The 24,868-nt window shown below is 32.7% G+C and carries 19 protein-coding genes; 13 read left to right on the top strand and 6 right to left on the bottom strand.

Features of this window, described 5'->3' with window-relative positions; genetic code table 11:
* Positions 1-9: 9 nt before the first annotated feature.
* From dnaX to lon, 3 genes are all read right to left on the bottom strand, one after another.
* On the bottom strand, positions 10-1,647 hold the full coding sequence (gene dnaX / locus ABRY23_06830) for a DNA polymerase III subunit gamma/tau (GenBank protein ID MFA3782763.1): 1,638 nt from the start codon (positions 1,645-1,647) through the stop codon (positions 10-12).
* Positions 1,648-1,732: 85 nt separating this feature from the next.
* On the bottom strand, positions 1,733-2,248 hold the full coding sequence (locus ABRY23_06835; GenBank protein ID MFA3782764.1) for a GAF domain-containing protein: 516 nt from the start codon (positions 2,246-2,248) through the stop codon (positions 1,733-1,735).
* The gene (gene lon / locus ABRY23_06840; protein ID MFA3782765.1) at positions 2,248-4,665 is read right to left on the bottom strand and encodes an endopeptidase La; all 2,418 of its coding nucleotides are present in this window, start codon (positions 4,663-4,665) and stop codon (positions 2,248-2,250) included. Before lon ends, ABRY23_06835 begins: the two co-directional genes overlap by 1 nt.
* Before the next feature lie 204 nt (positions 4,666-4,869).
* On the opposite strand from lon, the gene ABRY23_06845 reads away from it, so the two are divergent.
* From ABRY23_06845 to ABRY23_06895, 11 genes are all read left to right on the top strand, one after another.
* Positions 4,870-5,640, top strand: coding sequence for an inositol monophosphatase family protein (locus ABRY23_06845; protein MFA3782766.1), 771 nt, complete (start codon positions 4,870-4,872; stop codon positions 5,638-5,640).
* A gap of 376 nt (positions 5,641-6,016) precedes the next feature.
* Positions 6,017-6,688: a (d)CMP kinase gene (gene cmk / locus ABRY23_06850; protein MFA3782767.1), complete on the top strand. Its 672-nt coding sequence runs from the start codon at positions 6,017-6,019 to the stop codon at positions 6,686-6,688.
* 101 nt (positions 6,689-6,789) lie between these two features.
* The gene (gene rpsA, locus ABRY23_06855) at positions 6,790-8,676 is read left to right on the top strand and encodes a 30S ribosomal protein S1 (protein ID MFA3782768.1); all 1,887 of its coding nucleotides are present in this window, start codon (positions 6,790-6,792) and stop codon (positions 8,674-8,676) included.
* A 158-nt stretch (positions 8,677-8,834) separates the two neighbouring features.
* Entirely contained in the window at positions 8,835-10,151 is a 1,317-nt protein-coding gene (gene mtaB, locus ABRY23_06860) for a tRNA (N(6)-L-threonylcarbamoyladenosine(37)-C(2))-methylthiotransferase MtaB (GenBank protein ID MFA3782769.1), read from the top strand.
* Positions 10,152-10,164: 13 nt separating this feature from the next.
* Entirely contained in the window at positions 10,165-10,899 is a 735-nt protein-coding gene (locus ABRY23_06865; protein ID MFA3782770.1) for a hypothetical protein, read from the top strand.
* A gap of 79 nt (positions 10,900-10,978) precedes the next feature.
* Positions 10,979-11,713 (top strand): tRNA pseudouridine(38-40) synthase TruA, encoded by a 735-nt coding sequence (gene truA, locus ABRY23_06870; GenBank protein MFA3782771.1) that lies wholly within the window; start codon positions 10,979-10,981, stop codon positions 11,711-11,713.
* Positions 11,714-12,469 carry an SDR family NAD(P)-dependent oxidoreductase gene (locus ABRY23_06875; GenBank protein ID MFA3782772.1) on the top strand — a complete coding sequence of 252 codons (756 nt, stop codon included), beginning with the start codon at positions 11,714-11,716 and terminating at the stop codon, positions 12,467-12,469.
* Positions 12,470-12,518: 49 nt separating this feature from the next.
* Positions 12,519-12,983, top strand: a complete 465-nt coding sequence (locus ABRY23_06880) for a DUF2231 domain-containing protein (GenBank protein MFA3782773.1) — start codon at positions 12,519-12,521, stop codon at positions 12,981-12,983.
* Positions 12,984-12,986: 3 nt separating this feature from the next.
* Complete coding sequence (locus ABRY23_06885) at positions 12,987-13,574, top strand: hypothetical protein (GenBank protein MFA3782774.1); 588 nt, start codon at positions 12,987-12,989, stop codon at positions 13,572-13,574.
* A 10-nt stretch (positions 13,575-13,584) separates the two neighbouring features.
* Complete coding sequence (locus ABRY23_06890) at positions 13,585-14,367, top strand: enoyl-CoA hydratase-related protein (GenBank protein MFA3782775.1); 783 nt, start codon at positions 13,585-13,587, stop codon at positions 14,365-14,367.
* Between the two features lie 148 nt (positions 14,368-14,515).
* Positions 14,516-15,478 carry a hypothetical protein gene (locus ABRY23_06895; GenBank protein ID MFA3782776.1) on the top strand — a complete coding sequence of 321 codons (963 nt, stop codon included), beginning with the start codon at positions 14,516-14,518 and terminating at the stop codon, positions 15,476-15,478.
* Between the two features lie 241 nt (positions 15,479-15,719).
* Here ABRY23_06895 and ABRY23_06900 read toward each other — a convergent pair whose 3' ends face one another.
* On the bottom strand, positions 15,720-17,105 hold the full coding sequence (locus tag ABRY23_06900; protein MFA3782777.1) for a M16 family metallopeptidase: 1,386 nt from the start codon (positions 17,103-17,105) through the stop codon (positions 15,720-15,722).
* A gap of 1 nt (position 17,106) precedes the next feature.
* Entirely contained in the window at positions 17,107-18,378 is a 1,272-nt protein-coding gene (locus ABRY23_06905; GenBank protein ID MFA3782778.1) for a M16 family metallopeptidase, read from the bottom strand.
* A 314-nt stretch (positions 18,379-18,692) separates the two neighbouring features.
* On the opposite strand from ABRY23_06905, the gene ABRY23_06910 reads away from it, so the two are divergent.
* On the top strand, positions 18,693-19,220 hold the full coding sequence (locus tag ABRY23_06910; GenBank protein ID MFA3782779.1) for a TonB-dependent receptor plug domain-containing protein: 528 nt from the start codon (positions 18,693-18,695) through the stop codon (positions 19,218-19,220).
* A gap of 93 nt (positions 19,221-19,313) precedes the next feature.
* Here the strand turns inward: ABRY23_06910 and ABRY23_06915 are convergent, their stop codons facing one another.
* Complete coding sequence (locus tag ABRY23_06915) at positions 19,314-20,519, bottom strand: ectonucleotide pyrophosphatase/phosphodiesterase (GenBank protein ID MFA3782780.1); 1,206 nt, start codon at positions 20,517-20,519, stop codon at positions 19,314-19,316.
* 695 nt (positions 20,520-21,214) lie between these two features.
* On the opposite strand from ABRY23_06915, the gene ABRY23_06920 reads away from it, so the two are divergent.
* Positions 21,215-24,403, top strand: a complete 3,189-nt coding sequence (locus tag ABRY23_06920) for a carboxypeptidase regulatory-like domain-containing protein (protein ID MFA3782781.1) — start codon at positions 21,215-21,217, stop codon at positions 24,401-24,403.
* Positions 24,404-24,868: the final 465 nt, after the last annotated feature.

A 24,868-nucleotide genomic window follows, 5' to 3' on the forward strand; every position in this document is an offset into this window, starting at 1 on the left:
ATGGAGTTCTTACTTGATTTCTTTTCCGCCGAGGTCATTTATGATTGCACTAATGATAGAACTTTCGTCAACTGTATTTTGTTGTGTAGAATCTGTTTCTTTTTGGTGAGTTTTATCGCCATCTAATTTTACATGCAATTCAATTTTTTTTCCAAATACTTCCTTAGTTTTTTTGTCTAAATATGATTTATTTTCTTCTATAATCCCGCCGTCGTCAGGGTGTTCTACAGTTATTGAAAGTTTGTTATCGACAAGCTTTATTGGGTTAGAATTTACCAGCACAGAGCCAAAAAATATTTTTTCTGTTTTTACCTGTTCAACAAATTCTTGCCACTTATCAATAATCTTTTGAAAGTCTGAATCTACTGAGGAATAAGGAGGAATAAATGAAGTTACTTCAGGCAATTTTATTTCTTCCTTTTTCACCGAAGTCACGTTGGATATTGAATTAATTTTTTTTTTAGTGCTGTATGATGGACTGTTTAAGTCGTTGGCTTCTTGAGCGCGTGTTATTTTTTCATTTCCAATTTTGTTTAGAATTTCTGAAATAGTAGCTGATTTTTCTAATCCGATTAAATGAGCAAGTGAGATTTCTATCTTTATTTTCTGATTAGAAGATGATTTTAATTCCCATTGTGTTTTGTTCAAGAATGACAGGATTCTAAGTATGTCGCTTTCTGAAAATTTGCCAATATAACTTAAATATTTTTCTTTTATTACATCTGCTGCTTCTATCAAGTTATTATCTTTTTTAACTATTACAGTAAGTATATTTCTGAAGTGTTCGATTAATCCATTGATAAAGTCAGTGAAGTTCCAGCCATTTTCATAGAGCTTATGAGTTATTTCAAAAGCAGCATTAAAGTTTTTGTCTAAGATAGCATTAGAAACAGCAAAATATACATCCTCATCTATAAGATTTAACATTTTTGAAAGGATAGATGAATCAATGTTATTTCCGCTGAAAGAAATAATTTGGTCGAAAAGACTTTGAGCATCTCTTAGAGCCCCGTCAGATTTTTTTGCAATTAATGTCAGTGCTGTATCATCAATGCTTACTCCTTCGGAAACGGCAATTTTTTTAAGTGCATTTTTTATTGTAGAAAGTTCAATCCTTCTAAAATCAAACCTTTGGCATCTGGAAATAATGGTTAATGGTACCTTATGTATGTCAGTAGTAGCAAAGATAAAAATTGTATGTTCTGGCGGTTCTTCTAAAGTTTTTAATAAAGCATTAAAAGATTCGGTAGTGAGCATATGTACTTCATCAATAATATAAACTTTGTAACTTCCTTTGGTTGGAGCATACTTTACAGATTCTCTAAGTTGCCGTATTTCTTCAATTCTTCTATTTGATGCACCGTCAATTTCTATAATATCAAGTGATTGGGAATTTGAGAATGCTTTACACATTTCACATTCGTTGCATGGTTCGCCATCTGATTTTCTGTTTAGGCAGTTCAAGCTTTTAGCCAAAATTCTTGCTGTTGATGTTTTACCAACACCGCGAGGTCCGGCAAAAATGTAAGCATGTGCAATCCTATTGGTTATGATTGCATTCTTAAGTGTTTTAGTAATATGTTCTTGACCTACTACTTCATCAAATGTTTGAGGTCTGTATTTACGGGCTGTAACAACGTAATTCATATTTGCGATATCAAGTTTGTTAATGATTGGATAATAACAATTAATTTTTCTTTAATAACTTAGTAAAGAAAAGCGTTATTAACAATTAACTTAAAATTTGTTTTACTAATTTGAAATCGAGTTTCTTTACTAATGTTTTACATAATGTTTCAATGTAGTATTTATCTACACTGTTAAACGCAGCTAAGCTGTAGCTGTCAATATCAAGAACGCCAAAGACTTTTTGGTTTTCTGTTAAAGGGGCAACAATTTCTGATTTAGAGTTAGCATCACAAGCTATATGTCCAGGAAATTTTTCTACATCCTCAACTATAATGGTTTCTTTTTTTTCCGCAGCAATGCCGCATACTCCTTTGCCGAATTGAATGCTTGTGCATGCAACTTTACCTTGAAATGGTCCTAAAAACAAAGTCGCTTCTTTTAAAAAATAAAAACCTACCCAACTAATTTTATCGAATGCATCTTTCAATGCAGCAGTAACATTTGAAAGATTAGATATTAACGGTTCATTGGGGTTTAATAATGAATTTATTTGTGGAAGAAGAGCTTTGTAAATTTCTTCTGTAGAATTTGATTTATTGATAATTATGCTTTCTGCCATTAGTTGTTAGTTCTTTTTTTTGTTTTCTTTCTCTGTTTAGTTGTTCCAAATACATGGGGGATTGCCTCTTTAATTAAACTAATTGGAATAATTTTCAATCCTTGCTTTATTTCTTCTTTTATTTCGGCAAGGTCCTTTTCGTTTTCTTTAGGTATAAGTACGGTTTTAATCCCGGTTCTTTTTGCTGCTAATAGTTTTTCATTTAAACCGCCAATGGGCAGAACTTTTCCTCTTAGAGTTATTTCTCCAGTCATAGCGATATCAGAACGTGCAGGTTTGTTACTTACAGCCGAATAAATAGCCATTGCGAGTGTAATTCCAGCAGAAGGTCCATCCTTTGGTATAGCTCCTTCAGGCAAATGTATATGAATTTCTTTTCCTTTTGTAAAGTTGTTGGGCAGCTTTAATTCTTTTGCGTTTGACCTTAAATAACTAAGGGCAGCCATTGCAGATTCTTTCATTACATCGCCAATTTGTCCAGTTAAAGTTAGCTTTTCAGTCCCTTCCATTATGGTAGCGTCTACTTGAAGAATCTCGCCGCCAACGTTGGTCCACGCTAAACCAATAACACTGCCCACGCGCATTTCTTTTTCTGCTTTTTTGGTTCTAAATTTAGCCACACCTAGGAATTTTTCAATTTTATCGGGAGTAATATTGTATCTTTTTTGTGGAAGTTTCTTCCCATTTTTTGATTTCATAAGAACTATTTCGCGAGCTGTTTTTCTTAGGACAGAAGCAATTTCTCTCTCCAAGTTTCTTACACCAGCTTCGCGTGTATATTCATTAATTATTTTTATAATTGATTCATCTGTAAATTCAACATTAAATTTTTCTAGGCCGTGTGCCTTTATTTGTTTGGGAATAATGTGCCTTTTGGCAATCTGAAGTTTTTCGTGCTCTAAGTAACCTGGTAGTTCAATAATTTCCATCCTATCTTGCAAAGGTAGAGGAATATTGTACCTTACGTTTGCAGTTGTAATAAACATTACTTGAGAAAGGTCATAGTCTACATCGAGATAGTGGTCGTTGAAAGTATGATTTTGTTCAGGGTCTAAAACTTCTAGCATAGCAGAGGAAGGGTCGCCACGAAAGTCCATACTCATTTTGTCAATTTCATCAAGCAACATAACAGGGTTAATAGTTTTTGCTCGTTTCATTGACTGAATAATTTTTCCAGGCATAGAACCTATGTAGGTTCTGCGATGACCTCGGATTTCAGCTTCATCGCGGACACCGCCAAGACTAATCCTAACGAAATTTCTTCCAAGTGCGCGGGCTATTGACCTGCCTAATGAGGTTTTGCCAACGCCAGGAGGTCCAACAAAACATAAAATTTGTCCACGCATATTTTTAACTAAATTAAGAACAGCAATATGCTCAACTATTCGTTCTTTTGGTTTTTCGAGTCCATAATGGTCCTCGTCCAGAATTTTTCGAACATTGTTAATATCTAAATTGTCTTTGGTTTTTTGATACCAAGGCACTTCAATAAGCCAGTCTAAATAATTGCGAATAACTGTAGCTTCAGGTGAGCTTGGCGGTGTTTTTTTTAGTTTGTTCAGTTCTTCAAGAGCTTTTTCGTTAACCTCTGGGGGCATCTTTGCTTTTTGGATTTTTTCTTTGAGCTTTACAAATTCCGGAGAGACCTCATCTTCCTCGCCTAACTCTTCTTGTAAAATTCTAATTTGCTCTTGAATAATAAACTTACGCTGAGTTTTAGCTATGTTTTCCTGGACCTTGCTCTCAATTTCTTTTTCTACTTTTAAAATATCTATTTCTGAATGAAGAATTTTAATTACCTCATAAAGTTGTTCCTTTAATGAGAATTTTTGGAGTATAGACTGCTTAATTTCAATTGTTTGAGTAATGTTAGCAGCAACGTAAAATAATTTTCTATCGGCTTCTTCGATGTTTTCAAAAGCATTAATTGCTTCCGGTGGAATCGATTTGTTGATTTTAACATATTCTTTGAAGAGGTTAGACATTTGTCTAATTAATGCGTTCAATTCGCGCTGGTCATCTTCTTTAGGAAATATTACTTCAACCTCAGCTTCGAAAAAAGATTTTTGGTCTGTAAAATGTATTATTCGTCCTTGTATAATTCCATCAACTAAAATTTTTAATAACCCATTGGGCAATTTTAATATCTGGATAATTTTTGCAATTGTTCCTTCTCTAAAAATATCATCAGTAGTTGGTTCTTCAATATTAGACTTTTTTTGAGCAGTTAAAAAGATATACTTTGATGTGTCAAGGGCATAATTAGCCGCTCTTATTGATTGTTCTCTTCCCACCAAGACTGGGAATATCATATAAGGAAAAATAACTGTATCCCTCAAAGGCAGCACTGCTAAAGTACGAGGTATCTCGTCTAATGTAACAACGTCATTTAACAACTTTGTAGATGGCTTGTTCATTTATCTCACTCTTATTTTTTACAAAAATACCAAATAATAAAAGGGCTATCAAGAAAGTTAAAAATTTTTGATTGAGGTTTAGATATACATGATTTGATTGATATAGTTGAAAGGTCTAACGAATAGTAATTATATATTGTACTTAAACTTTCTTTAATAAAAAATGGATTTGATATATTTACCGATAAAATTTTAAAAATTTTTATGATAGAGAAAATAATAAATATTTCGAAAGAAGCAGGGGAAATTATTAGAGATGGATTTGGCAAACACAAAAGTGTGGAATTTAAAACCAATTCGTCAAACTTAGTTACAGAAATTGATAAAGAGTCAGAAAAGTTAATTATAAACTTTATAGAAAAAGAATTCCCTGCGCATACAATTATTGCAGAAGAGACGGGCCATCTCGAAAAGAATTCAGAGTACACATGGATAATTGATCCTTTAGATGGAACGACTAATTTTGCTCATGGACTACCAATTTTTTCCGTCTCAATTGGTTTACTAAAGAAAAATGAAGTTGTCTGCGGCGTTGTTTACGATGTGATGAATGACATCGTTTACTCATCCGAGAAAGGAGGTGGTTCGTTTAAAAACGCTCTAAAAATTTCTGTTAGCACCAATTCCAATCTTGAAGAAAGTTTACTTGTTACAGGATTTCCGTACGATATAAAAAACAACCCGCACAAAGCAATTGAAAAATTTGCTGGGTTTTTAAAGGCTGCACGTGCTATAAGAAGGCTTGGTTCGGCTGCTCTTGACATGTGTTACGTTGCATCTGGAATTTTTGATGGGTTTTGGGAAGTACAAATTAATCCATGGGATATTGCAGCAGGAAAGCTAATAGTAGAAGAAGCAGGTGGATTAGTTACTGATTTTAATGGGAAACCAATGGATGTTTTTTCCCCTCAAATGCTGGCATCTAATGGATACATTCATAATTCAATGCTGCAGATATTAAAACTTTACGAATAAAGATAATTAAGAATTTTCATATCTGTCCAATATATTTTTTATTTCGTCCCTAAAGGGACTTAATCTATTTCTTTGTTCTTTATCCTAAAAATATTTTGTTCTGAGGGGGCAATAAAGCTTTGATTATGCTTAAACCATAGTTATAGAATAAATATCAAACTTAAGTTAAAAGTCCCGTATGGACGAGATAGGGTTTGATTTACAAGACAAGTAGAATAGTCCAAAATCATGAAGTTTTCAAAATTTATTTGGTAATTCATCCCTTCGGGATTTGATTTCAAAATTATTTTGGACAGCAGTGAGAATTTTTATTATTTAGTTATTTTAAACCATAAAAGTTTGCCAAAAGAGTAAGGAATATATATTTTTGCAAACTATGTCAAAAAATATAGTTATAGCCATCGATGGACCAGCAGGCTCTGGTAAAAGTACTGCTGCCAAAAATTTGGCTGAACGTTTAGGACTTATTTATGTTGATACTGGTGCGATGTATCGTGCTATAACTTACTTGGCTATTCAGAAAGGTATCGTAAACGATAGAAATTCTGTAATCGAACTTGCTCGAAATGTAAAATTAAAACTGAAATTTGAAAATGGAATAACAAGGGTTTTCGTGAATAATAAAGAAATAACAGATAAAATAAGATCAGCCGAAATAAATGATAAAGTTAGCGATATTAGTAAAATTCCAGAGGTTAGAGCCGAATTGGTAAAAATACAAAGAAAACTTGGCGAAGATGGGAATTTAATAGCTGAAGGAAGAGATACTACAACTGTTGTTTTTCCTGATGCAGATTTGAAAATTTATTTAACAGCATCAATAGATGAACGAGCACGAAGACGTCATAAGGAATTTTTGGAAAAAGGAATTAATATTAGTCTTGATGAAGTTAAAGCTAATTTGGAAAAAAGAGATAAATTGGACAGCGAGAGAGATGTAAGCCCGTTAAAGAAGGCAGACGATGCAATTGAGTTTGATAATACAAATATTTCGATTGCTGATGAAATTGAAACATTGTTAAAGAAAATTAAAGAAATTGATAAATAATTTTTATGCCATCAGTAAATAACGAATGTTAAACTAATTTTTTACTGCTTTTCTTTTTGTGATGGCCAGAAAGTATAAGCAGAAAAATATTTGGAGGTTAAATGCCAGATAACGAAAAAGATAATCTTAAGATCCACGATGCTCAATTATCCGATGGAAAATATATTAATGCTGAAGAATACTCTGAAGAGGAATTAAAATCCCTTGCTAAGCTTTATTCCGAATCCTTCCGTGATATTAAAGAAGGTGAAATCCTTAAAGGTAAAATTGTTGGTATTAATGCAGATAATGTAGTGATTGATGTTGGTTTCAAATCTGATGGTACAATACCAAAAACAGAATTTTCGGCTACAGAGGAAATAAAAATTGGTGATGATATTGATGTAGTTATTGAAAGTGTTGAAGATGAGGAAGGAAATCTTGTCCTTAGCAAAAAGAGAGCAGACTTCTTGAAAATCTGGTCGAAGGTTATGGAAGCCTACGAACAAGATAAAGTTATTCAAGGCAAAATTCTTAAAAGAATTAAGGGCGGTATGGTTGTAGACCTTATGGGAATTGAGGCTTTTTTACCAGGCTCCCAAATTGATATTCGTCCAGTAAGGGATTTTGATGCTTTTGTTGGACAAACAATGGATTTTAAAATAGTCAAGGTTAATATACCAACCGAAAATATTGTTGTTTCTCACAAAGTTCTAATTGAAGAGACAATAGCCGATCAAAGAAAAGAAATTTTAGATAAACTTGAAAAAGGACAAATTCTTGAAGGAGTTGTTAAAGCAATTACCGATTTTGGGGTGTTTGTTGACCTCGGCGGTGTTGATGGCTTAGTTCATATTACTGACTTAAGCTGGGGCAGAATTAATCACCCAAGCGAAGTAGTTAAATTAGATGAAAAAATTAGAGTGGTTGTAACTGATTTTGATAAAGAGAAAAAGCGTATATCACTTAGTTTAAAACAACTTCTGCCACACCCATGGGAGAATATCAACGAAAAATATAAAGTTGGCGATAAGGTTTCCGGTCGTGTTGTCTCGTTAACTGATTATGGTGCATTTATAGAAATTGAAAAGGGAATCGAAGGCTTAATTCATATTTCTGAAATGAGTTGGACCCAGCATATTAGCCATCCGTCACAATTCGTTTCTATGGGTCAGGTAGTCGAAGCTGTAATTCTTAGCTTGGATAAGGATGAAAAGAAAATTTCACTTGGAATGAAACAACTTACACCAGACCCCTGGCAGGAAATTTTGAAGAAATATCCTGTTGGCTCAACTCATACAGGAATTGCTCGTAATCTTACAAATTTTGGGGTATTTGTAGAACTCGAACCCGGCATTGATGGGTTAATTCATATTTCAGACCTTTCGTGGACTAAAAAGATTCGGCACCCCGGTGAAGTAGTTAAAAAAGGCGAGAAAATTGATGTCGTCGTTCTTTCTATTGATACTGAACAAAGAAAAATTTCTTTGGGACATAAACAGATAAACCCGAATCCATGGGACCATTTCGAAAAAGAATATGCCGTTGGAGTATTAACTGAAGGTAAAGTAGTTAGAATTATTGAAAAAGGTCTAATTGCCGAATTACCTTTAGGCGTTGATGGATTTGTCCCTGCTACGCAACTTTCTACTGCTAAGATTAAAAACTTATCTTATTGTTTTCCAATGGGTACTAAATTGCCATTAAAGGTTGTTGAATTTGATAAAGAAAACAAAAAGATTGTATTGAGTGCCTTAGCTGTTCTTAAGGAAAAATCTGATGAGGAAATACTGCAATATATTGAGGAACATAAACTTGAAAAGGTATCCATCAGCGATATTAAACAAGCTGATGCGGGTAAATTTGATTCTTCGGATTTTAATTTGTACGAGGACAAACAACCTGAACCATCAAATTCTGACCAATTCAAAAGCGAAGTAAAACAAAACATTGAAGAGAGGTCTGATTCTTTAGAGTCAAAAGAAGAATCAAACAAAAAGGTTGATTAATCGTTTGGGTTGAAATATTAATTGTAAAATACTGGGCTGTTTTTAAATTCAATATTTTTTTATTGATTTAGATTCAGCCCATTTTGTTAATTAATTATTAAGTTTAGCTAGTTCGTTTATTTTAACGTATTTTTGTTGGCATTATAAATAGCATAGCTATGGAAAAACAAAAAGTAGCATTTTACACACTTGGTTGTAAGCTTAATTATTCCGAAACCTCAACTATTAGTAAACAGTTTTTAGAAAAAGGCTTTGAAGTAGTTGATTACAACAATGCTGCTCAGGTCTATGTGATTAATACTTGTACAGTGACTGAAAACGCTGAAAAGGACTGTAGACAAATAGTAAGACGAGCTTTAAGAAATAACCCTAATGCATATATAATTGTAACGGGTTGCTACGCTCAGCTTCGACCACAAGAAATTGCCTCTATTGAAGGTGTAGATGCAGTCTTGGGAAGTAATGAGAAATTTGAAATTTTCGATAAGCTAAACTCTTTTAATAAACACTTACCATCTTGTGTGTATGTTACTCCAACTGAAAAGCTAAATTCGTTTCATTCCGCATTTACTGTAGAAGAGGATAGCAGAACAAGAGCATTTTTCAAAATTCAGGATGGCTGCGATTACAAATGTTCTTTTTGTACAATTCCACTTGCCAGAGGAAAAAGTAGAAGTCTTAATCCTGATGAGGTAAAATTACAATTCAAAAAAATTTTAGAATCCGGTTTTAAGGAAATTATTTTAACTGGAGTTAATGTTGGCGATTACGGTAAATCGTTTCAAAAAAATTTGGCTTCTTTACTTAAAGAATTAATTAGTATTCAAGGAGAGTTTAGAATTAGAATTAGTTCAATAGAGCCGAATTTGCTGTCGGACGAAATTATTGAAATGGCTTCGTCCGAAGAAAAAATTTGTAAGCATTTTCATATACCATTGCAAAGCGGAAGCCCTAAAATTTTACGTCTAATGCAACGAAGATATACTGTTGAAGATTATCAAACACTAATTTTAAAAGTAATTAAAAATATAAAAGACCTTGCTGTAGGTGTAGATGTAATTGTAGGATTTCCCGGGGAAACTGAAGACGATTTCTTGCAAACTTACAATTTCATAAAAGAATTACCTGTCACATATTTACATGTGTTTACCTACTCCGAAAGGCCAAACACTAAGGCAATTAACTTAGATGGCGTTGTTGACATAAATGAAAGAAAAAAAAGAAATAATATGCTTAGGATTTTGAGTGAAAAGAAAAGAAATGAATTTTACAATAATTCTATTGACAAAGAACTTATTGCGCTTTTCGAGCATGAAGAAAATAATGGTTTGATTAAAGGCTTTACTTCAAATTATATTAGAGTGCAAAGTAAATTTAATGCTAACTTAATTAACAAATTTGTTAAGGTAAGAATTAAGGAGGTTAAGGGAAACATTTGTACAACAGAAATAGTTAATTCAGCACAAACAAATTAGATGAAGGTTAATCATGAAGAAGTTAATTTTATTAGTTATGTTTTTTTCTTCGCTAATGTTTCCCCAAAGTTATTCTAACGTTGGTAAATATGAGCTTCTCAAATTGATTAAAGATGCACCTCTAAAAGAACAATCAAATTTTTTAAAAGAAGAATATACAACACAGAAAAAAAACGCTGGGTTGGCAATTTTGTTTTCAATGATTATACCTGGCATGGGCGAATTATACGCTGATTCTTATCAATCTGGTATTTACTTTACAGTTGCTGATGGTATTTTATGGGGAGTTTTTGCGGGCTTTAATTTATATGGTGATTGGCAGAAAAATAACTACCGCTCCTTTGCGCAATCTTTTGGTTCAGTGAACTTAGATGGTAAAAACTCAGATTACTTTGCTACTATTGGCATCTATAAGGATGTGTATACCTATAACCAGGTGCAAGAACTTAATCGTAATTTTGATAAAGTCTATGATGTAAATAAGTTTTACTGGAACTGGGGTACGAATGAACAACGAAAAAAATACAGAGAAATGTGGTCTTCAAGCGAGACAGCTTATAATAACGTGAGATTTGCTGCGGGGGCGTTAATTTTAAATCGCTTAATTAGTGCAATAAATGCCGTACGGGCAGTATCGAGGTATAATAACAATTTACAAAAAGAAGCTTCGTGGAACATTTATTTTGGGATAGATAATAAACCCACCTTGCCTTCCAGCTTTACTTTTAATTTCACAAAACACTTTTGAATTGGCATACTAAAAGTTTCATCTTTCTAAAAGATGGAATCTTTTATAACTTGCGTAATAATAAATTTCTATTTCCAAATTGTTTAACTATAAACTTACAATTCAATACGATGGAACAAATTATGCGGGTTGGCAGATTCAAAAAAATGCTATTTCTGTGCAACAGAAAATTTCGGAAGCAATTGAAATTATCACTAAAGAAAAAATTAATTTAATTGGTGCGGGAAGAACTGATGCTGGGGTTCATGCCTTAGGTCAAGTGGCAAATTTTAAAGTCGATGTAGAGTTAGATTTATATAAATTTCAATATTCACTTAACTCTATTTTGCCTAGCGACATATCTATTACTTCTTCTGAAAAAGTAAATGAAAATTTTCATGCAAGATTCGATGCAAAAAGCAGAGCATATATTTATTTAATCAGTAAAATAAAATCTCCTTTTTATGATAAATATTCTTACAGATTACCATACATCGCTAAAATGAATATAACATATCTTAATAAGATAAGTAAAGTATTAATTGGTGAACATGACTTTACATCTTTCTCAAGAAAAAATACTGAGACGGAAAATAAAGTTTGTGATGTTAAAAATATATGGTGGAAAGAAACAAAGAACTTTATACTTTTTTACATTCAGGCTGATAGATTTCTGCATGGAATGGTAAGAACAATAATTGGTACTTTACTTAAAACTATAGAAAAGAAAAGAGATGAAAATTATATATTAGAAATACTAAATAAAAAAGATAGAGAAACTGCTGGCGAGGCAGTTCCAACTAAAGGATTATTCTTATACAAAGTGAGGTATTAAATGATAGATTTAACAAATAAAGTTACACTTATAACCGGCGGCTCAAGGGGAATAGGTGCCGCTTGCGTTGAATTTTTTACTAAAGCTAACTCTAATGTCGCTTTTACATATCTTCATTCTAAAAATAAAGCTGACGAGCTGATAAAAAAATTTACTAAGAATAACACAGTAAAAGCGTATAAAGTTGATATGCAATCCGAACAAGAAATTAATGATTGTGTTGAGCAAACAGTTAAGGATTTTGGAAAAATTGATATTCTCGTTCATAATGCCGGTATTTGGAATGATGGAACTTTAGAAAAAATGACCTTGAAGCACTGGGATGAACTGATAAGAATAAACTTGACTTCTAATTTTCTCTTTGTCAAAGCTGTTGTCCCTATTATGAAAAAAAATAATTTCGGTAGAATAATTAATGTATCCTCTACCGCAGGGCAGCGAGGTGAGGCTTTTCATTCACATTACGCTGCTTCAAAAGGTGGGATAATTTCTTTTACAAAGTCACTCGCCGTTGAACTAGCACCATACAATATTACTGTTAATTCTGTAGCTCCTGGCTGGGTAGATACTGAAATGAATAACGAAGTTTTTGCAGATGAGAGTTTTAAAGAAGAGATTCGTAAGAGTATTCCTGTAGGTAGAATTGCTACAGCCGAAGACATTGCCGGTCCAATTTTATTTTTAGCTTCTGACTTAGCTCGGCATATTAACGGTGAGATTTTAAATGTAAACGGAGGCAGTGTGCTTTGCGGGTAACTGCTCAAACTAATTACACTTATTAAAAAATTTTTTATAAAATATAAAAATGGAATTTCTTTCGTATTTGCACCCAAGAATTGTTCACTTCCCAATTGCCATATTTGTAGTTTATTTTTTATTTGAGGCCTTTGCTGCTTTTCTGAAAAAAGATTTTTTGAATAAATCGGCTTATATATTGTTAGCACTTGGTGTAATCTTTTCTGTTGCAGCAGTACTAACAGGAAATCAAGCACAAGAACTGTTAAAAGAAAAATTTCCAAGTACTTATAAAACAATCAGTTCTTTAATTCAAAAACATAATAATTATGCAACTCTTACTCTTTGGTATTTTCTAAGCTTAATGATATTTAGAACGTATTTAGTTCTTAAAAAAAAATTTTTAGGCTGGACAAAATACTTAGTTGTTTTTCTTGCTTTGTTGGGAGTTTTGTTTATTATTTTGACCGCACTTTATGGCGGGGATTTAGTTTACTACTATGGAGCTGGGACAAGTAGATTTGGGACAATATAAATTATGAGAAAAGTGTTTCTTTTTTTGGTATTGATTACAACAACTGCAAATGCACAATTAATAAAATTCGGCGAAGCTAAAGGCCTTTTTATGTCAATTGGTGTAGGTCCGCGCTTCCCAATTGCGGTGGCTTCAGAATCTCAAAATATTGGTGTTGGCTTTAATGTTTCAATCTCTTACACAGATAATAATTTTTTACCGGTATTTTTTTATTCTACCTTTAGTTATAATCATTTTCCTGGTAAACAAAATTTTTATAAAGTAACAGATTATTCTTCGTTTTCAACAAACTCAATAATTTTTTCACCTGGTGTCCGATATTACTTCTCACCTGTTATTAATGAAGGTGTTTTGTTGATGCCAATTGCCGATTTCGGTTTCTCGCTGGCACTTTACGAAAAATTACATCAATTTAAAATAGGCACAGGTAAACAAAATTTTGTTGAAGAGGTTGGTTATACCGGCTTTCATATCGGCGGAGGTTTTTCTATGTTTATTCTTGATGTAATTACTTATTACAATTTTATACCTAATAACCAATTTATTTCTTTTGATTTGAAAATTCGTATACCTATTTATGTAACAATTTAGCGAGGGGAAAATGAATTTTAAAAACTTACTAGTTGAAAAGAAAGATACTATAGCTATTGTAACTGTTAACAGACCAGACAAGTTAAATGCACTTAATGGTGAAACTTTAGAAGAACTAAGGGATTTGTTTGAATCCTTGCAAGATGATAATTCGGTAAATGTAATTATTATAACTGGCGCTGGAGAAAAAGCATTTGTTGCCGGTGCAGATATTTCTGAATTAAATAAACTTGATGAAACTACTGCGAAGGATTTTGTGGAAAAAGGGCAATCGGTTTTCGATTTAATTGAAAACTTAGGTAAACCTGTAATTGCTGCTGTTAATGGTTTTGCTTTGGGCGGAGGATGTGAACTCGCTCTTGCTTGTCATATTCGAATTGCGTCTGAAAGAGCAAAATTTGGCCAGCCTGAAGTTAATCTTGGAATTATACCAGGTTACGGCGGAACCCAAAGACTATCAAGGCTAATAAATACAGGCAGAGCAATAGAAATAATTCTTTCGGGTGATATGATTAGTGCAGAAGAAGCATTAAAATATGGTTTGATAAACCGCATCTCACGTCACGAAGAGTTGTTGGGTGATGCTGTTGAATTGGCAAAAAAAATATGTTCTAAAGGACAAATTGCTGTGCGTTCGGCTCTAAAAGCTATTGTAGCTACAAACTATTTGCACTTAAATGATGGTTTAAAACTTGAATCTGACCTTTTTGCTGAATGTTGCGCTACTGAGGATTTTAAGGAAGGAACCTCAGCTTTTCTTGAAAAGCGAAAACCAAATTTTAAGAATAAGTAGCTAATCTTAATTTTTTATTAATATCCTAAGTCATTATTAATCTGCTAATAATTAGATTTAAAGTTCCTTTTAACTTCGTATAAAGAGGAGTAATGCCCTGAAGAATAAACTTATCAAAATATTATTAGTTATTGCCTCTTTGCTTCTAGTGACTAATATTGTTGTCGATAATATTTATAAGAAACCTAAAAAAACATTTAATACAAATGAACTGACCACATTACAAGCCGACTCAATTTTTTTGAACGTGTTGAACGAGTTTGCAATTGATTCTTCGTGGATTTCAATAAAAAAAAAGAAATTTGACGAGGATGACTCTACAAAACATGAATATCATATAAAACTCCCTAAAGATTTGCCTGTACCACTTGTTATTAAAGAATTAAGTAATAAATTAAATAAAGATATAACTGCCTTAGTCTCACAAGAAAATAAAAATTTTGGGGAAACCTCTGTAAAGATATACTCTAATGAAAGACTTAAGCTGAAGGCAATTCTTGAGCCGGATTTAAATTTAGTTAGAGAGAGAAATAATATATATTTCATAATAACAGATGCTTCTTCATTAGATTTTCAGCAGCTCAAAGAATTGCTAAAATCACCTTTGCCTTTAACTTTTAGTTTGCTTCCCTCCGATTATTCGAATACAATTAAAGATACAATACAAAATTATTTTAAGGACTATTCTGTTTGGCTTAATGATGCAATCGATGATAAAAAGTATAAAATTGAAGCAGGTTACTCAAAGGAGTTGCTGCGCAGTTCAATTCAAAATATAATTACATCATATAAAGATGCAGTATTGTTTATAGTTGATTCTAAGAGTAAAATATATAATTCAGCCACATATAATTTTATTCGAGATTATTTTAAATCATGGGGAATTAAGCTATATACAGATACCGATTTTATTCTTTTCAAAAGCAGCAAGAAAGAAGAACTGATTTCTTTAATGAAGTTTTATGCTAATACAAAAGATTCCTCCCCAAACAAAATAATTCTAATAAACAAAGATGAATTTGATTTGTTAAATGATGAGTTAGAATTAGAAAAGAAAAAAGGAACAAAATTTTTTGCGGTAAAATCATATTTTATTAAAAAAGTCTTCTGATAAATAGGTTATTTTTTTATGGGAATACACAACTTAGTGGTTTGTCATTCCCGTGAAAACGGGAATCTTAACCCAAATCAATGGATTCCCGTTTCCCACTTACATAAGGACAAATGTCATGGAAATGACATTGAGTATTCACCACTTCGTGGGTTGAATTTTTCAGAAGTCTCTAAAAATCAGTAACCATTTGGTCTCAAAATTACTTATATAAAAAAAGCTGAAACTATAAGAGTAGTTTTTAGGAAGTCTCATCTGAATTATGAAAAAAAACATCATTATACTCGATTTCAAGTAAATTTTCATTGAAGATTTTTAACAGTTGTTCTTTTACTACTTTTCTGTTCCCAACGACTACAATTATTGATTCTTCAGGAAAAATAGTCTCTCTTGCTGAAGTTATAATTTCTTTTGTCGTAAGCTGCTTTATGTTATGTAGGTAATCGTTTAAGAAATTTTTATCAAGGTTAAGAGTAATAATAACTGAAATATTACTTGAAATATTAGAGTATGTTTCGAAGCGAGAGGGAAATCTTTTAATAAGATAAGACTTAGCAAAGTTTACTTCTTCTTCGGTTATTTTTTCTCTTATTTTTTCTAATTCATTTAGAATTTCGGCTACAGCTTCAGCAGTATTTTCAGATTTTACTGCAGTAGAAACCTCGAAGTTTGCAGCGGATTGCATGTAATTGAATGCAGAACTCACGCCGTATGTAAAGCCTCTTTTTTCACGTAGATTAAGATTAAGCCTGCTTGAAAATTGCCCACCTAAAACTGTATTTAATATTTGCTGCCTAAGATATTCAGTGTTATTTTTTTGATAAATTAAATTGCCAATTCTAATTTCGCTTTGAACTAAATCATCTTTATGAACTAAATAAGCTTTCTTTGTTTTTGTATTCAATTGTAGCGGATCACAGTTATTTTTTATTTCTTTTTTCCAGCATGAAAAATATTTTTCTAACAAATCTACTATTGTATTGCTATTGAGATTGCTGACAACTATTAAAGTAGAATTTGTAGGCGAGAAATATTCTTGATAGAATAGCTGTACATCATCCAGCTTAATATTTGCAGCTGAAGTTTCTGTACCTAAAACGGGGAGCTGGTAGTATGAATTGTTAAACAATATTTTTTCAAACACTGTGTCTGCCAAGTAAGATGGTTCATCTTTCAACTGGATAATTTTGCTTATCTTTTTCTTTTTTTCTCTTTCGAAGTCTGCAGGTTCAAGTTTTGGTTCAATTAAAATCTTTGAAAATAAATAAAGGCTTCTTTCGATATTGTCAGTCAAGCTTAACAATGAAGTGTAAATAAAGTCTTTATCCGAAGAAATTTTTATAATAGAGCCGAGCTTTTCAATTTCATTATTTAGCTGTAAAGCATCAAACTCGCCGGCTCCTTCATCGATTAAGGCAGCAGTTAAATGTGATAAGCCATTTAATTTATTGTCATCGTATTTAGAACCCGCTGAGGTCAACATTAAGATTTGAGTAATAGGGAGTTTTTCTTTTTTTACAAAATAAACATTAAGTCCGTTAGACAAATCAAAATTTTCGATTTCGGGTAAGCTAAATTTTATTTCATTTATAATTTCAGGCGGTTTTGTTCTATCTAATTTATTCATATTATTTAGGGATAACTTTTAGTTCGACAAAATGTTTTTTAAAATATTTTTGGACTGCATTTATAATATTGTTGGCTGTTACTTTTTCTATTCTTTCTATATCGTATAAAAAAGAATTTGGTTCTGAAAGATAAAAATTATAAGCATTGAGTTGATTTGCAATTGTAGCTAAATTTTGTAATGAGTATATATAAGAAGATTTAATACTGTTTTTAGAGCGGTCTAATTCTTCACTGTTAATTCCCTCTTGAATTATTCTGTTTATCTCGTTAAAAATTTCTTCCTTGATTTCAGTTAATGAAATATTAGGTTTTGCTGTTGAAGCAATTATGAAAGAGCCACCAAGTTTTCCAGAATGCTGAAAAGCAAAGACATCTTGACTAATTTGTCTTTCGAACAAAAGTCTTTTGTGCAATCTTCCATTTTTAGAACCAGTCAGAATATCAGCTAAAATATCAAGTGCTGCCTCATCATTGCCAAAAATTTTATCTGTATGCCAAGCGAAATATATTCTTGGTAATTGAATGTTATCTTTATGAATTACTTCTTTTGTTTGCTCTAATGTTTCGGATTGATAATTTAATTTTGGAATATTGTTCGAAGCGGGAATTTCCTCAAAATATTTTTTGACTAAGCTTATTGTAGTATCATAATTTATATCTCCTCCAACAACAAGAGATGCGTTATTTGGTGCGTAGTATGTCCTAAAAAATTTTTTTACATCTTCTAAGTTAAATTGAGCAATGTCGTCCATCCATCCAATAGTTGGCCAATGGTAGGGATGAGAGGAAGAATACAAATTAGAAAATAATTTTTCCCACGCCAATCCATATGGCTGATTTTCATATCGCTGTCTTCGTTCGTTCATTACAACATCTTTTTGATTATCGAGTTTTTCTTGAGTTAATGCTGGCAAAAGAAATCCCATTCTGTCTGATTCCAGCCACAGAGCAAGTTCAAGATAATTTGAAGGGAGAGTTTCATAATAATTGGTTCTATCTAAGGATGTTGAGCCGTTTAATGTGCCGCCGGCTTCCTGAATGTAACGGAAATGCCATTCCTTCGGAACATTTTGTGAACCTTGAAACATCATGTGTTCGAACAAGTGTGCGAAGCCCGTTTTACCTGGGTTCTCGTTTGCTGAACCTACATTATACCAGATATTTACCGAAACAATCGGAAGACTGTTATCTTTATATAAAATAACTTGCAGACCGTTGTCAAGCATGTATTTGCGGTAATCGAGTTGAAATAAATTTTTTGTATTTGCCATAGTTAAATAACTTATATCTTTTTACAAAAGTAAAAATAAAGTTTGAGAGAAAAAATTTGCTTCTGAAAAAATGACATTTAAGTTTAATTACATTTTAAGGTACAAATATAATTCGATGAGACTTTTGTAAACAAATCTTGCATAAGGCTGAAAGAATTTCGTAAACACAAAATAAAAATTTATTGAAGTCGACCAGTCCATTTTTGTATTTGATAGTAATTCTTTGTTAGGGAATTTATAATTGCATATATAATTAACAAAAATATTATTAAGTTTATATAAGAATGCTCCTAAAGAGTTTCAAGGAACAGAGAATGAGGTTTAAGAGAGCAAGTATATTGTCTTTTATTCTCCTCCTTATTTTGTCTCGATATAATTTTGCCGATAAAGCATCAGGAAAAATATCAGTGTTGGTGCCAATAAAGCAAAGTTCCCTTGTCACTTTAGAAGGAGAAGAAACAAAAGATGAAAAGAAAAACGAATATTTAGAAAAAGTCCATTTCTATGATAGAAAAAAAATAGGTACGGGTAGCTATCTAATGCTGGAAGATATAAAAGCTGCGGGTTACAGCAGCATATACGATATTTTTAGAGCGATTCCGGGTTTAATTGTAAAAGGTAATGCTGTTTTTTTAGCACGTTACTCGACAAGTTCATTTAGTTTTGGTAATCTTCCTTTAATATATATTGACGGCTTGTTAATGCCAAACGTGATTGATAATATTGGTTGGCTTAATCCACTCGATGTACTTGCAGTTGAAGCATATAATGGTATTTATGCACCGGCAGAATATAATAGAGGAACTCTCGGCGGTGTAATACTAATTTGGACTAAGCATTAACCCAAATTTTTCTAACTACAAGCTGAAGGTTGAAATTTTAGACAGATTGCTTTGTGCAATAACTTACAAGTTTGCACTTTACAAAAAGAATTGTCATTTCAGCACAAACTCAATCCTCTCAAGTTTCCCGTCAATGTTTGAGCGGGGGACAATGTTAAATATTTTACAAAGCAGCGGATAAATATCAATATTCCATAAAGTGCCTGTTTTGTAATTTTTCTTGAATGCCGGTCCTGAAGCCACAAAAATCCCTTGCATCTCAAGTGCGTTATTATCATAACCATGGTTACCTTTATCTTTTATAATCCAAATCTCCCTCTTTCTAACAAGAGACCATCCCATATCAGCAATTAAAATTATCGGGGATATAAATGGATTTTCAGAATAATGATAATATTCGGGCATTTCTGATTTATAATAAGTTTTGTAGTGGTTTTCGTTTTTTTTCAGTACTTCGTAAACTTTACGTAGATTGTCATTTTGTGGGTAAACAAGCATGATAGGACCATCTTCCCATAGTTGACATTTGTAGCCGTTTAATATTTTGCCAACATCAATAACTCGTTCTGATGAAATTTCAGTCATGCCGTGATCTGAAACGATAATTACATTTACACTGTCTTGCATTCCAATATCATTTAATTTTTTTTCTAAAAGACCCACAGCTGAATCTGCTATTTGAATTGCAAGGTTTGTTTGAGGTGAATTTGGTCCGTAAACGTGACTTGAATCGTCTACAACAGAAAAATAAAGAGTAATAAAATGTGGGCGATCTTTTTGAGGTAGCTGCAACCATTTAATAACCTGATTTATTCTTTCTTTATTAGGGCGGAAGTGATAATACTCTTCGTAGTAAGAGGGTCTCCTATATTTTAAATGAATTTCAGAACCAGGCCAAAAATAACTTGCGGTCTTAATGCCTTGTCGTTCTGCAGTTTGCCAAAAAGCTTCTCCTAAGTACCAACTTGGGTCACGTAAACTTGCCGTGTCTCTCATCATGTAAAATTTATAGCTGTATGGATCTTGAAAATTATTTCCAATAATCCCGTGATGGTCGATATACATGCCCGTAATGATTGATTGATGATTCGGAAAAGTTTTTGTTGGAAAACAAGACCTTAATGAAATAGCTCTAACACCGCTGTTAATAATCTTATTTATGTTAGGAGTAATGTTTCTGTCGAGGTAATCCCATCTGAATCCATCTAAAGAGATGAGAATAACGTAAGGTTTCCCCTGTGAGAAAGTTATGTTGAATGAATAAAATAATAATAAAATAAATAAAACTGTTTTTTTCATAATTAAGCCCATAATCTTGATTAATTCTTTAGTTTCAAAATTACAATTAAGTTATATCTGTTCAAAATGTTCTCACTTAATAGAAGTGGCTATCTAATACTTTTTTGTGCCTAGTGATAAAGGAAATAAGATGTAATGAAATAAATCAGTGCTGTCCAAAATAATTTTGAAATCAAATTCCGAAGGGATGAATTACCAAATAAACTTAGAAAACTTCATGATTTTGGTCACTATTCTACTTGTCTTGTAAATCAATCCCTATCTCGTCCCTACGGGACTTTTAACTTCAGTCTGATATTTATTTATTCTATAACTATATAATTCCTAAAGGGATTAGATTGGTTTAAGCATAATCAAAGCTTTATTGTCCCCTCAGGACAAAATATTTATAGGATAAAGAACAAAGAAATAGATTAAGTCCCTTTAGGGACGAAATAAAAAATATATTGGACAGATATGAAATAAATAAAACTTTTGCTTCTCAAAAGTATTTTTATAATTTTTTAGTGTAAAAATTCTCTTTTAGGGAATTAATAGCTTTTTGTTAAGTAATTGTTAAATAAGAAAAACAAATTGACTAAGAAAATTTTTCCTCGAATATTTACTTATATGAAAAGTAAATTTTATCCAACCGAGAATACTCGTCAGCAGAAAATTAAATCAATAATTCTATCACATAAGTAAGGAGTTATTATATGACAAAAAAGGGACAGTTAATTATCTTTTTTCTATTAGCTGTAATTTTATTTAGTACCCAGTTAACATTTGCCCAGACTACAGCATCTTTGTATGGTATTGTTACAGACCAAAATGGCAATCCTTTACCGGGTGCTAATATAATTGCAGTACATCAACCATCAGGCACACAATATGGTACCTCTACCCGTGAAGATGGAAGATACAATCTTACAGGTTTAAGGGTTGGCGGCCCTTACAAAGTAACCGTTTCGTATGTAGGTTACACAACACAAACGGAAGAAGGTTTTAGTCTTGCTCTATCTCAGGACCTGAGAATGGACTTCAAATTGCCTGAACAGGCAGTTCAAGTCTCCGTTGTTACTGTAACTGCTGAAAGAAGTGCGGTTTTAAGTGCTGCGAGAACTGGTGCGGCAATTAGTGTTTCTAACAAACAAATTCAGGAAATTCCTACTGTAAGCCGCAGCTTCCAAAGTTTTGCTAAGCTTTCTCCATTAGTAGATGGAACAGGGTTAGGTACTGCCGGCAGATCTAGTAGATACAACAATATTCAAATCGATGGTACCCAATACAACGATTTGTTTGGACTTGGCAGTACAGGAACGCCGGGTGGACAAACAGGGACTAATCCTATAAGTCTTGATGCTATTGATCAATTTCAAGTTGTAATCGCACCATACGATGTTCGTCAAAGCGGTTTTACTGGCGGCGGCATTAATGCTATTACAAGAAGCGGAGCCAACAGATTTTCCGGCTCAGTTTATTTCTATGGAAGAAATCAAGATTTGGTAGGTAAATGGAAAGCTGATGGCGTTGAGGCTAAAAAATTAGATGAGTTCAAAGAATATCAAACGGGCTTTAGATTTGGCGGACCAGTTATTTCTGATAAATTATTCTTTTTTGTAAATGGTGAAATAACAGGCTCACCGTCGCCTTACCCAAATTTGTCTTTAATTAGTGGTTATGGCGGTAAATCTGTTGATGAAATTAAAGCGTTGGGTGACCAATTTAAAGCCGCATTGGCTTCTAAGGGATTTAATGCCGGCTCTTATGGTGATGTAACATTAGAACAGCCTAGCACAAAATTATTTATCCGTTTTGATTACAACTTATCTCAGAACCATAAACTTACACTACGCCATAATTTTGTTGATGCCTCTCAAGATAAATTTTATAACTACAGGGCAACAAATAGATTATTATTTGATACTCAGCCGTATAAAATTAGCGATAATACCAATTCAACAGTTCTGCAGTTGAATAGTACTTTCGGTAATAATATGTCTAACGAACTTATTCTTGGCTATACAAGAATAAGAGATAAACGTAAAGGTATTTCTGCCCCTGCACCTGAAGTTCAAATTAATGAATTAAACGGCACTTTCCAGATGTTCGCAGGCCCAGATAGATTTTCATCTGCAAATAGACTTGACCAAGATATTTTTGAATTTACGGATAACTTCAGCATTTACGCAGGTAGTCATACTTTTACAATTGGTACTCACAACGAATTCTTTAAGTTTAGCAACTTATTTGCACGCTCTGCTTTTGGTTACTACATTTATAATAGTATTCAAGATTTTCTTAACGATAATGCTTCATATTACCAAAGAGTATACTCACGAAAAGGCGACCCAAGAAACCCAAATGATATTCCTGCTGCTGAGTTCAGTGTATTACAATTTGGTGTTTATGCACAAGATGAATGGAACGTTACACCACAATTAAAAATTACCTATGGTTTGCGTGTTGATATTCCCACGTTTCCAGATACGCCGGATCCAAATCCGCTTGTTCCACAATACTTCCCGGGTTATCAGACAGACAGAATTCCAAGCGGAAATATCCTTTGGTCACCAAGATTTGGATTTAACTACGATATATCCGGCGATAGAACAACTCAAATTAGAGGTGGTGTAGGAGTATTTACAGGAAGAATTCCTTATGTGTGGATGTCTAACAATTTTGGTAATACTGGCACTTTGACAGCTGAGGTTAATAAAGGTTCAGGTAAATTGTTATTTAGAGCTGACCCATATAATCAATACATTGCAGGTGACCCTGGAACAGGTGCACCAAAACTTAGGTCTGAAATTGACTTAGTAGACCCTAATTTGAAGTTGCCTCAGCTTTTAAGATACAATTTGGGAATTGACCATCAACTTCCACTTGGGTTTATTGGAACTGTTGAGTTCTTATATTCAAAAAATATTAATGAGATGCTTTATAGGAAAGTTAACTTAAATCCTGTTGTTGGTACTGTTCCTTCTCTTAATGGTGCATTTGAAGGCAGGAATTATTATGGTGGCACAAACAGTGGTGATAATAATTTCTACGATATTCTTGAACTGTACAATACTACAGGCGGTTATCAATATAATTTAGTTTTCCAGATTCAACGTAATGTTCTTGAAGGAATCTCAATTAATGCTGGTTATGCTTATGGACGTGCAAAAGATAGAAACAGCTTGAATTCTTCTCAAGCACAATCTCAAATGAGATACAATCCTATTGATATGGATCCAAATAATCCAGCTTTAACAACTTCTCAATGGGAAATTCGCAACAGAGTTTTTGCGTCGGTTGCTTATACTCATCGATTCTTTGAAAATGCACCCACAACAATTTCTCTGTTCTATAATGGACAAACTGGACAGCCATTTTCTTTTATTGTATACGGCGACTTGAACAACGATGGTTTCGACCAGAACGATTTGTTCTATATTCCTAGAAACAACTCTGAAATTTTGTTGGGGTCAATTAGTAATGGTCAATTTGTTCCTAATCAAAAAATGTATGATGACTTGAATTCTTTTATCAGTAACAATGATTACTTAAGAGAACATCGAGGACAAATAGCCCAGAGAAATGCAGCTAATGACCCGTGGCAGCAATATCTTGATATGAGAATAACTCAAGATATTCCTGACCTTTGGGGATTAGGAAGATTCCAACTTTCACTTGATATACTTAATGTACTTAATCTATTGAACAATGAATGGGGAGTTAACAAATCTTCTGGCTTAGGTACTTATACTATAGTTTCATTGAGGGGAAGAGTTACATACAACGGCATTCCAAATGTTCCTGTCTATAGTTTCTCCAAGCCTACAAATAACACTCCATTTAGTGTGAGCGATATTTCTTCGCGCTGGAGATTACAAATTGGCTTAAGATATAGCTTCTGATTATTAAGCCCTTGGCAATTTTGTCAAGGGCTTTTTTATTTGCTACTTTGTTAGCAGGCTGGTGGAGAATTTGGGTTAATATTAAAAAACTTATGTATTTAAATAAACTAATAAGGTTAACTTAATCTTGGTGATGTTTTGTTACTAAGGTTAGTCGTGCCAATAACTCAATCCCTTACTAAGGTATACGATGTTTTTTCCTTTACTCATCTTAATAAAAAATATTTTCCTTCAAAAAACCTTAGTCTTTTTACCCCAGCCTTAGTAACATGTCCATACTTCACAACAACTTAACCTTATTACCCAAACCTCCTACTTAAATAAGCTAATAAGGTTAATACTCAATCGGGAAATGCTCTGCTACTAAGGTTACCTCTGTTATTAGCATACTTCTCTCTTTAAGGTATACGATGTTTTTTCCTTTACTCATCTTAATAAAAAATATTTTCCTTCAAAAAACCTTAG

This window comes from Melioribacteraceae bacterium 4301-Me (assembly GCA_041538185.1).
Classification (GTDB): Bacteria; Bacteroidota; Ignavibacteria; order Ignavibacteriales; family Melioribacteraceae; genus Pyranulibacter; species Pyranulibacter aquaticus.

Bases quoted from the DNA above. Each gene is read 5' to 3' on its own strand.
- dnaX (MFA3782763.1), bottom strand. From the start codon at position 1,647: ATGAATTACGTTGTTACAGCCCGTAAATACAGACCTCAAACATTTGAT.
- ABRY23_06900 (MFA3782777.1), bottom strand. From the start codon at position 17,105: ATGAATAAATTAGATAGAACAAAACCGCCTGAAATTATAAATGAAATA.
- ABRY23_06865 (MFA3782770.1), top strand. From the start codon at position 10,165: ATGAAGAAGTTAATTTTATTAGTTATGTTTTTTTCTTCGCTAATGTTT.
- ABRY23_06875 (MFA3782772.1), top strand. From the start codon at position 11,714: ATGATAGATTTAACAAATAAAGTTACACTTATAACCGGCGGCTCAAGG.
- ABRY23_06885 (MFA3782774.1), top strand. From the start codon at position 12,987: ATGAGAAAAGTGTTTCTTTTTTTGGTATTGATTACAACAACTGCAAAT.
- rpsA (MFA3782768.1), top strand. From the start codon at position 6,790: ATGCCAGATAACGAAAAAGATAATCTTAAGATCCACGATGCTCAATTA.
- ABRY23_06915 (MFA3782780.1), bottom strand. From the start codon at position 20,519: ATGAAAAAAACAGTTTTATTTATTTTATTATTATTTTATTCATTCAAC.
- ABRY23_06920 (MFA3782781.1), top strand. From the start codon at position 21,215: ATGACAAAAAAGGGACAGTTAATTATCTTTTTTCTATTAGCTGTAATT.
- ABRY23_06880 (MFA3782773.1), top strand. From the start codon at position 12,519: ATGGAATTTCTTTCGTATTTGCACCCAAGAATTGTTCACTTCCCAATT.
- lon (MFA3782765.1), bottom strand. From the start codon at position 4,665: ATGAACAAGCCATCTACAAAGTTGTTAAATGACGTTGTTACATTAGAC.
- ABRY23_06845 (MFA3782766.1), top strand. From the start codon at position 4,870: ATGATAGAGAAAATAATAAATATTTCGAAAGAAGCAGGGGAAATTATT.
- ABRY23_06910 (MFA3782779.1), top strand. From the start codon at position 18,693: ATGAGGTTTAAGAGAGCAAGTATATTGTCTTTTATTCTCCTCCTTATT.
- ABRY23_06905 (MFA3782778.1), bottom strand. From the start codon at position 18,378: ATGGCAAATACAAAAAATTTATTTCAACTCGATTACCGCAAATACATG.
- cmk (MFA3782767.1), top strand. From the start codon at position 6,017: ATGTCAAAAAATATAGTTATAGCCATCGATGGACCAGCAGGCTCTGGT.
- ABRY23_06835 (MFA3782764.1), bottom strand. From the start codon at position 2,248: ATGGCAGAAAGCATAATTATCAATAAATCAAATTCTACAGAAGAAATT.
- mtaB (MFA3782769.1), top strand. From the start codon at position 8,835: ATGGAAAAACAAAAAGTAGCATTTTACACACTTGGTTGTAAGCTTAAT.
- ABRY23_06890 (MFA3782775.1), top strand. From the start codon at position 13,585: ATGAATTTTAAAAACTTACTAGTTGAAAAGAAAGATACTATAGCTATT.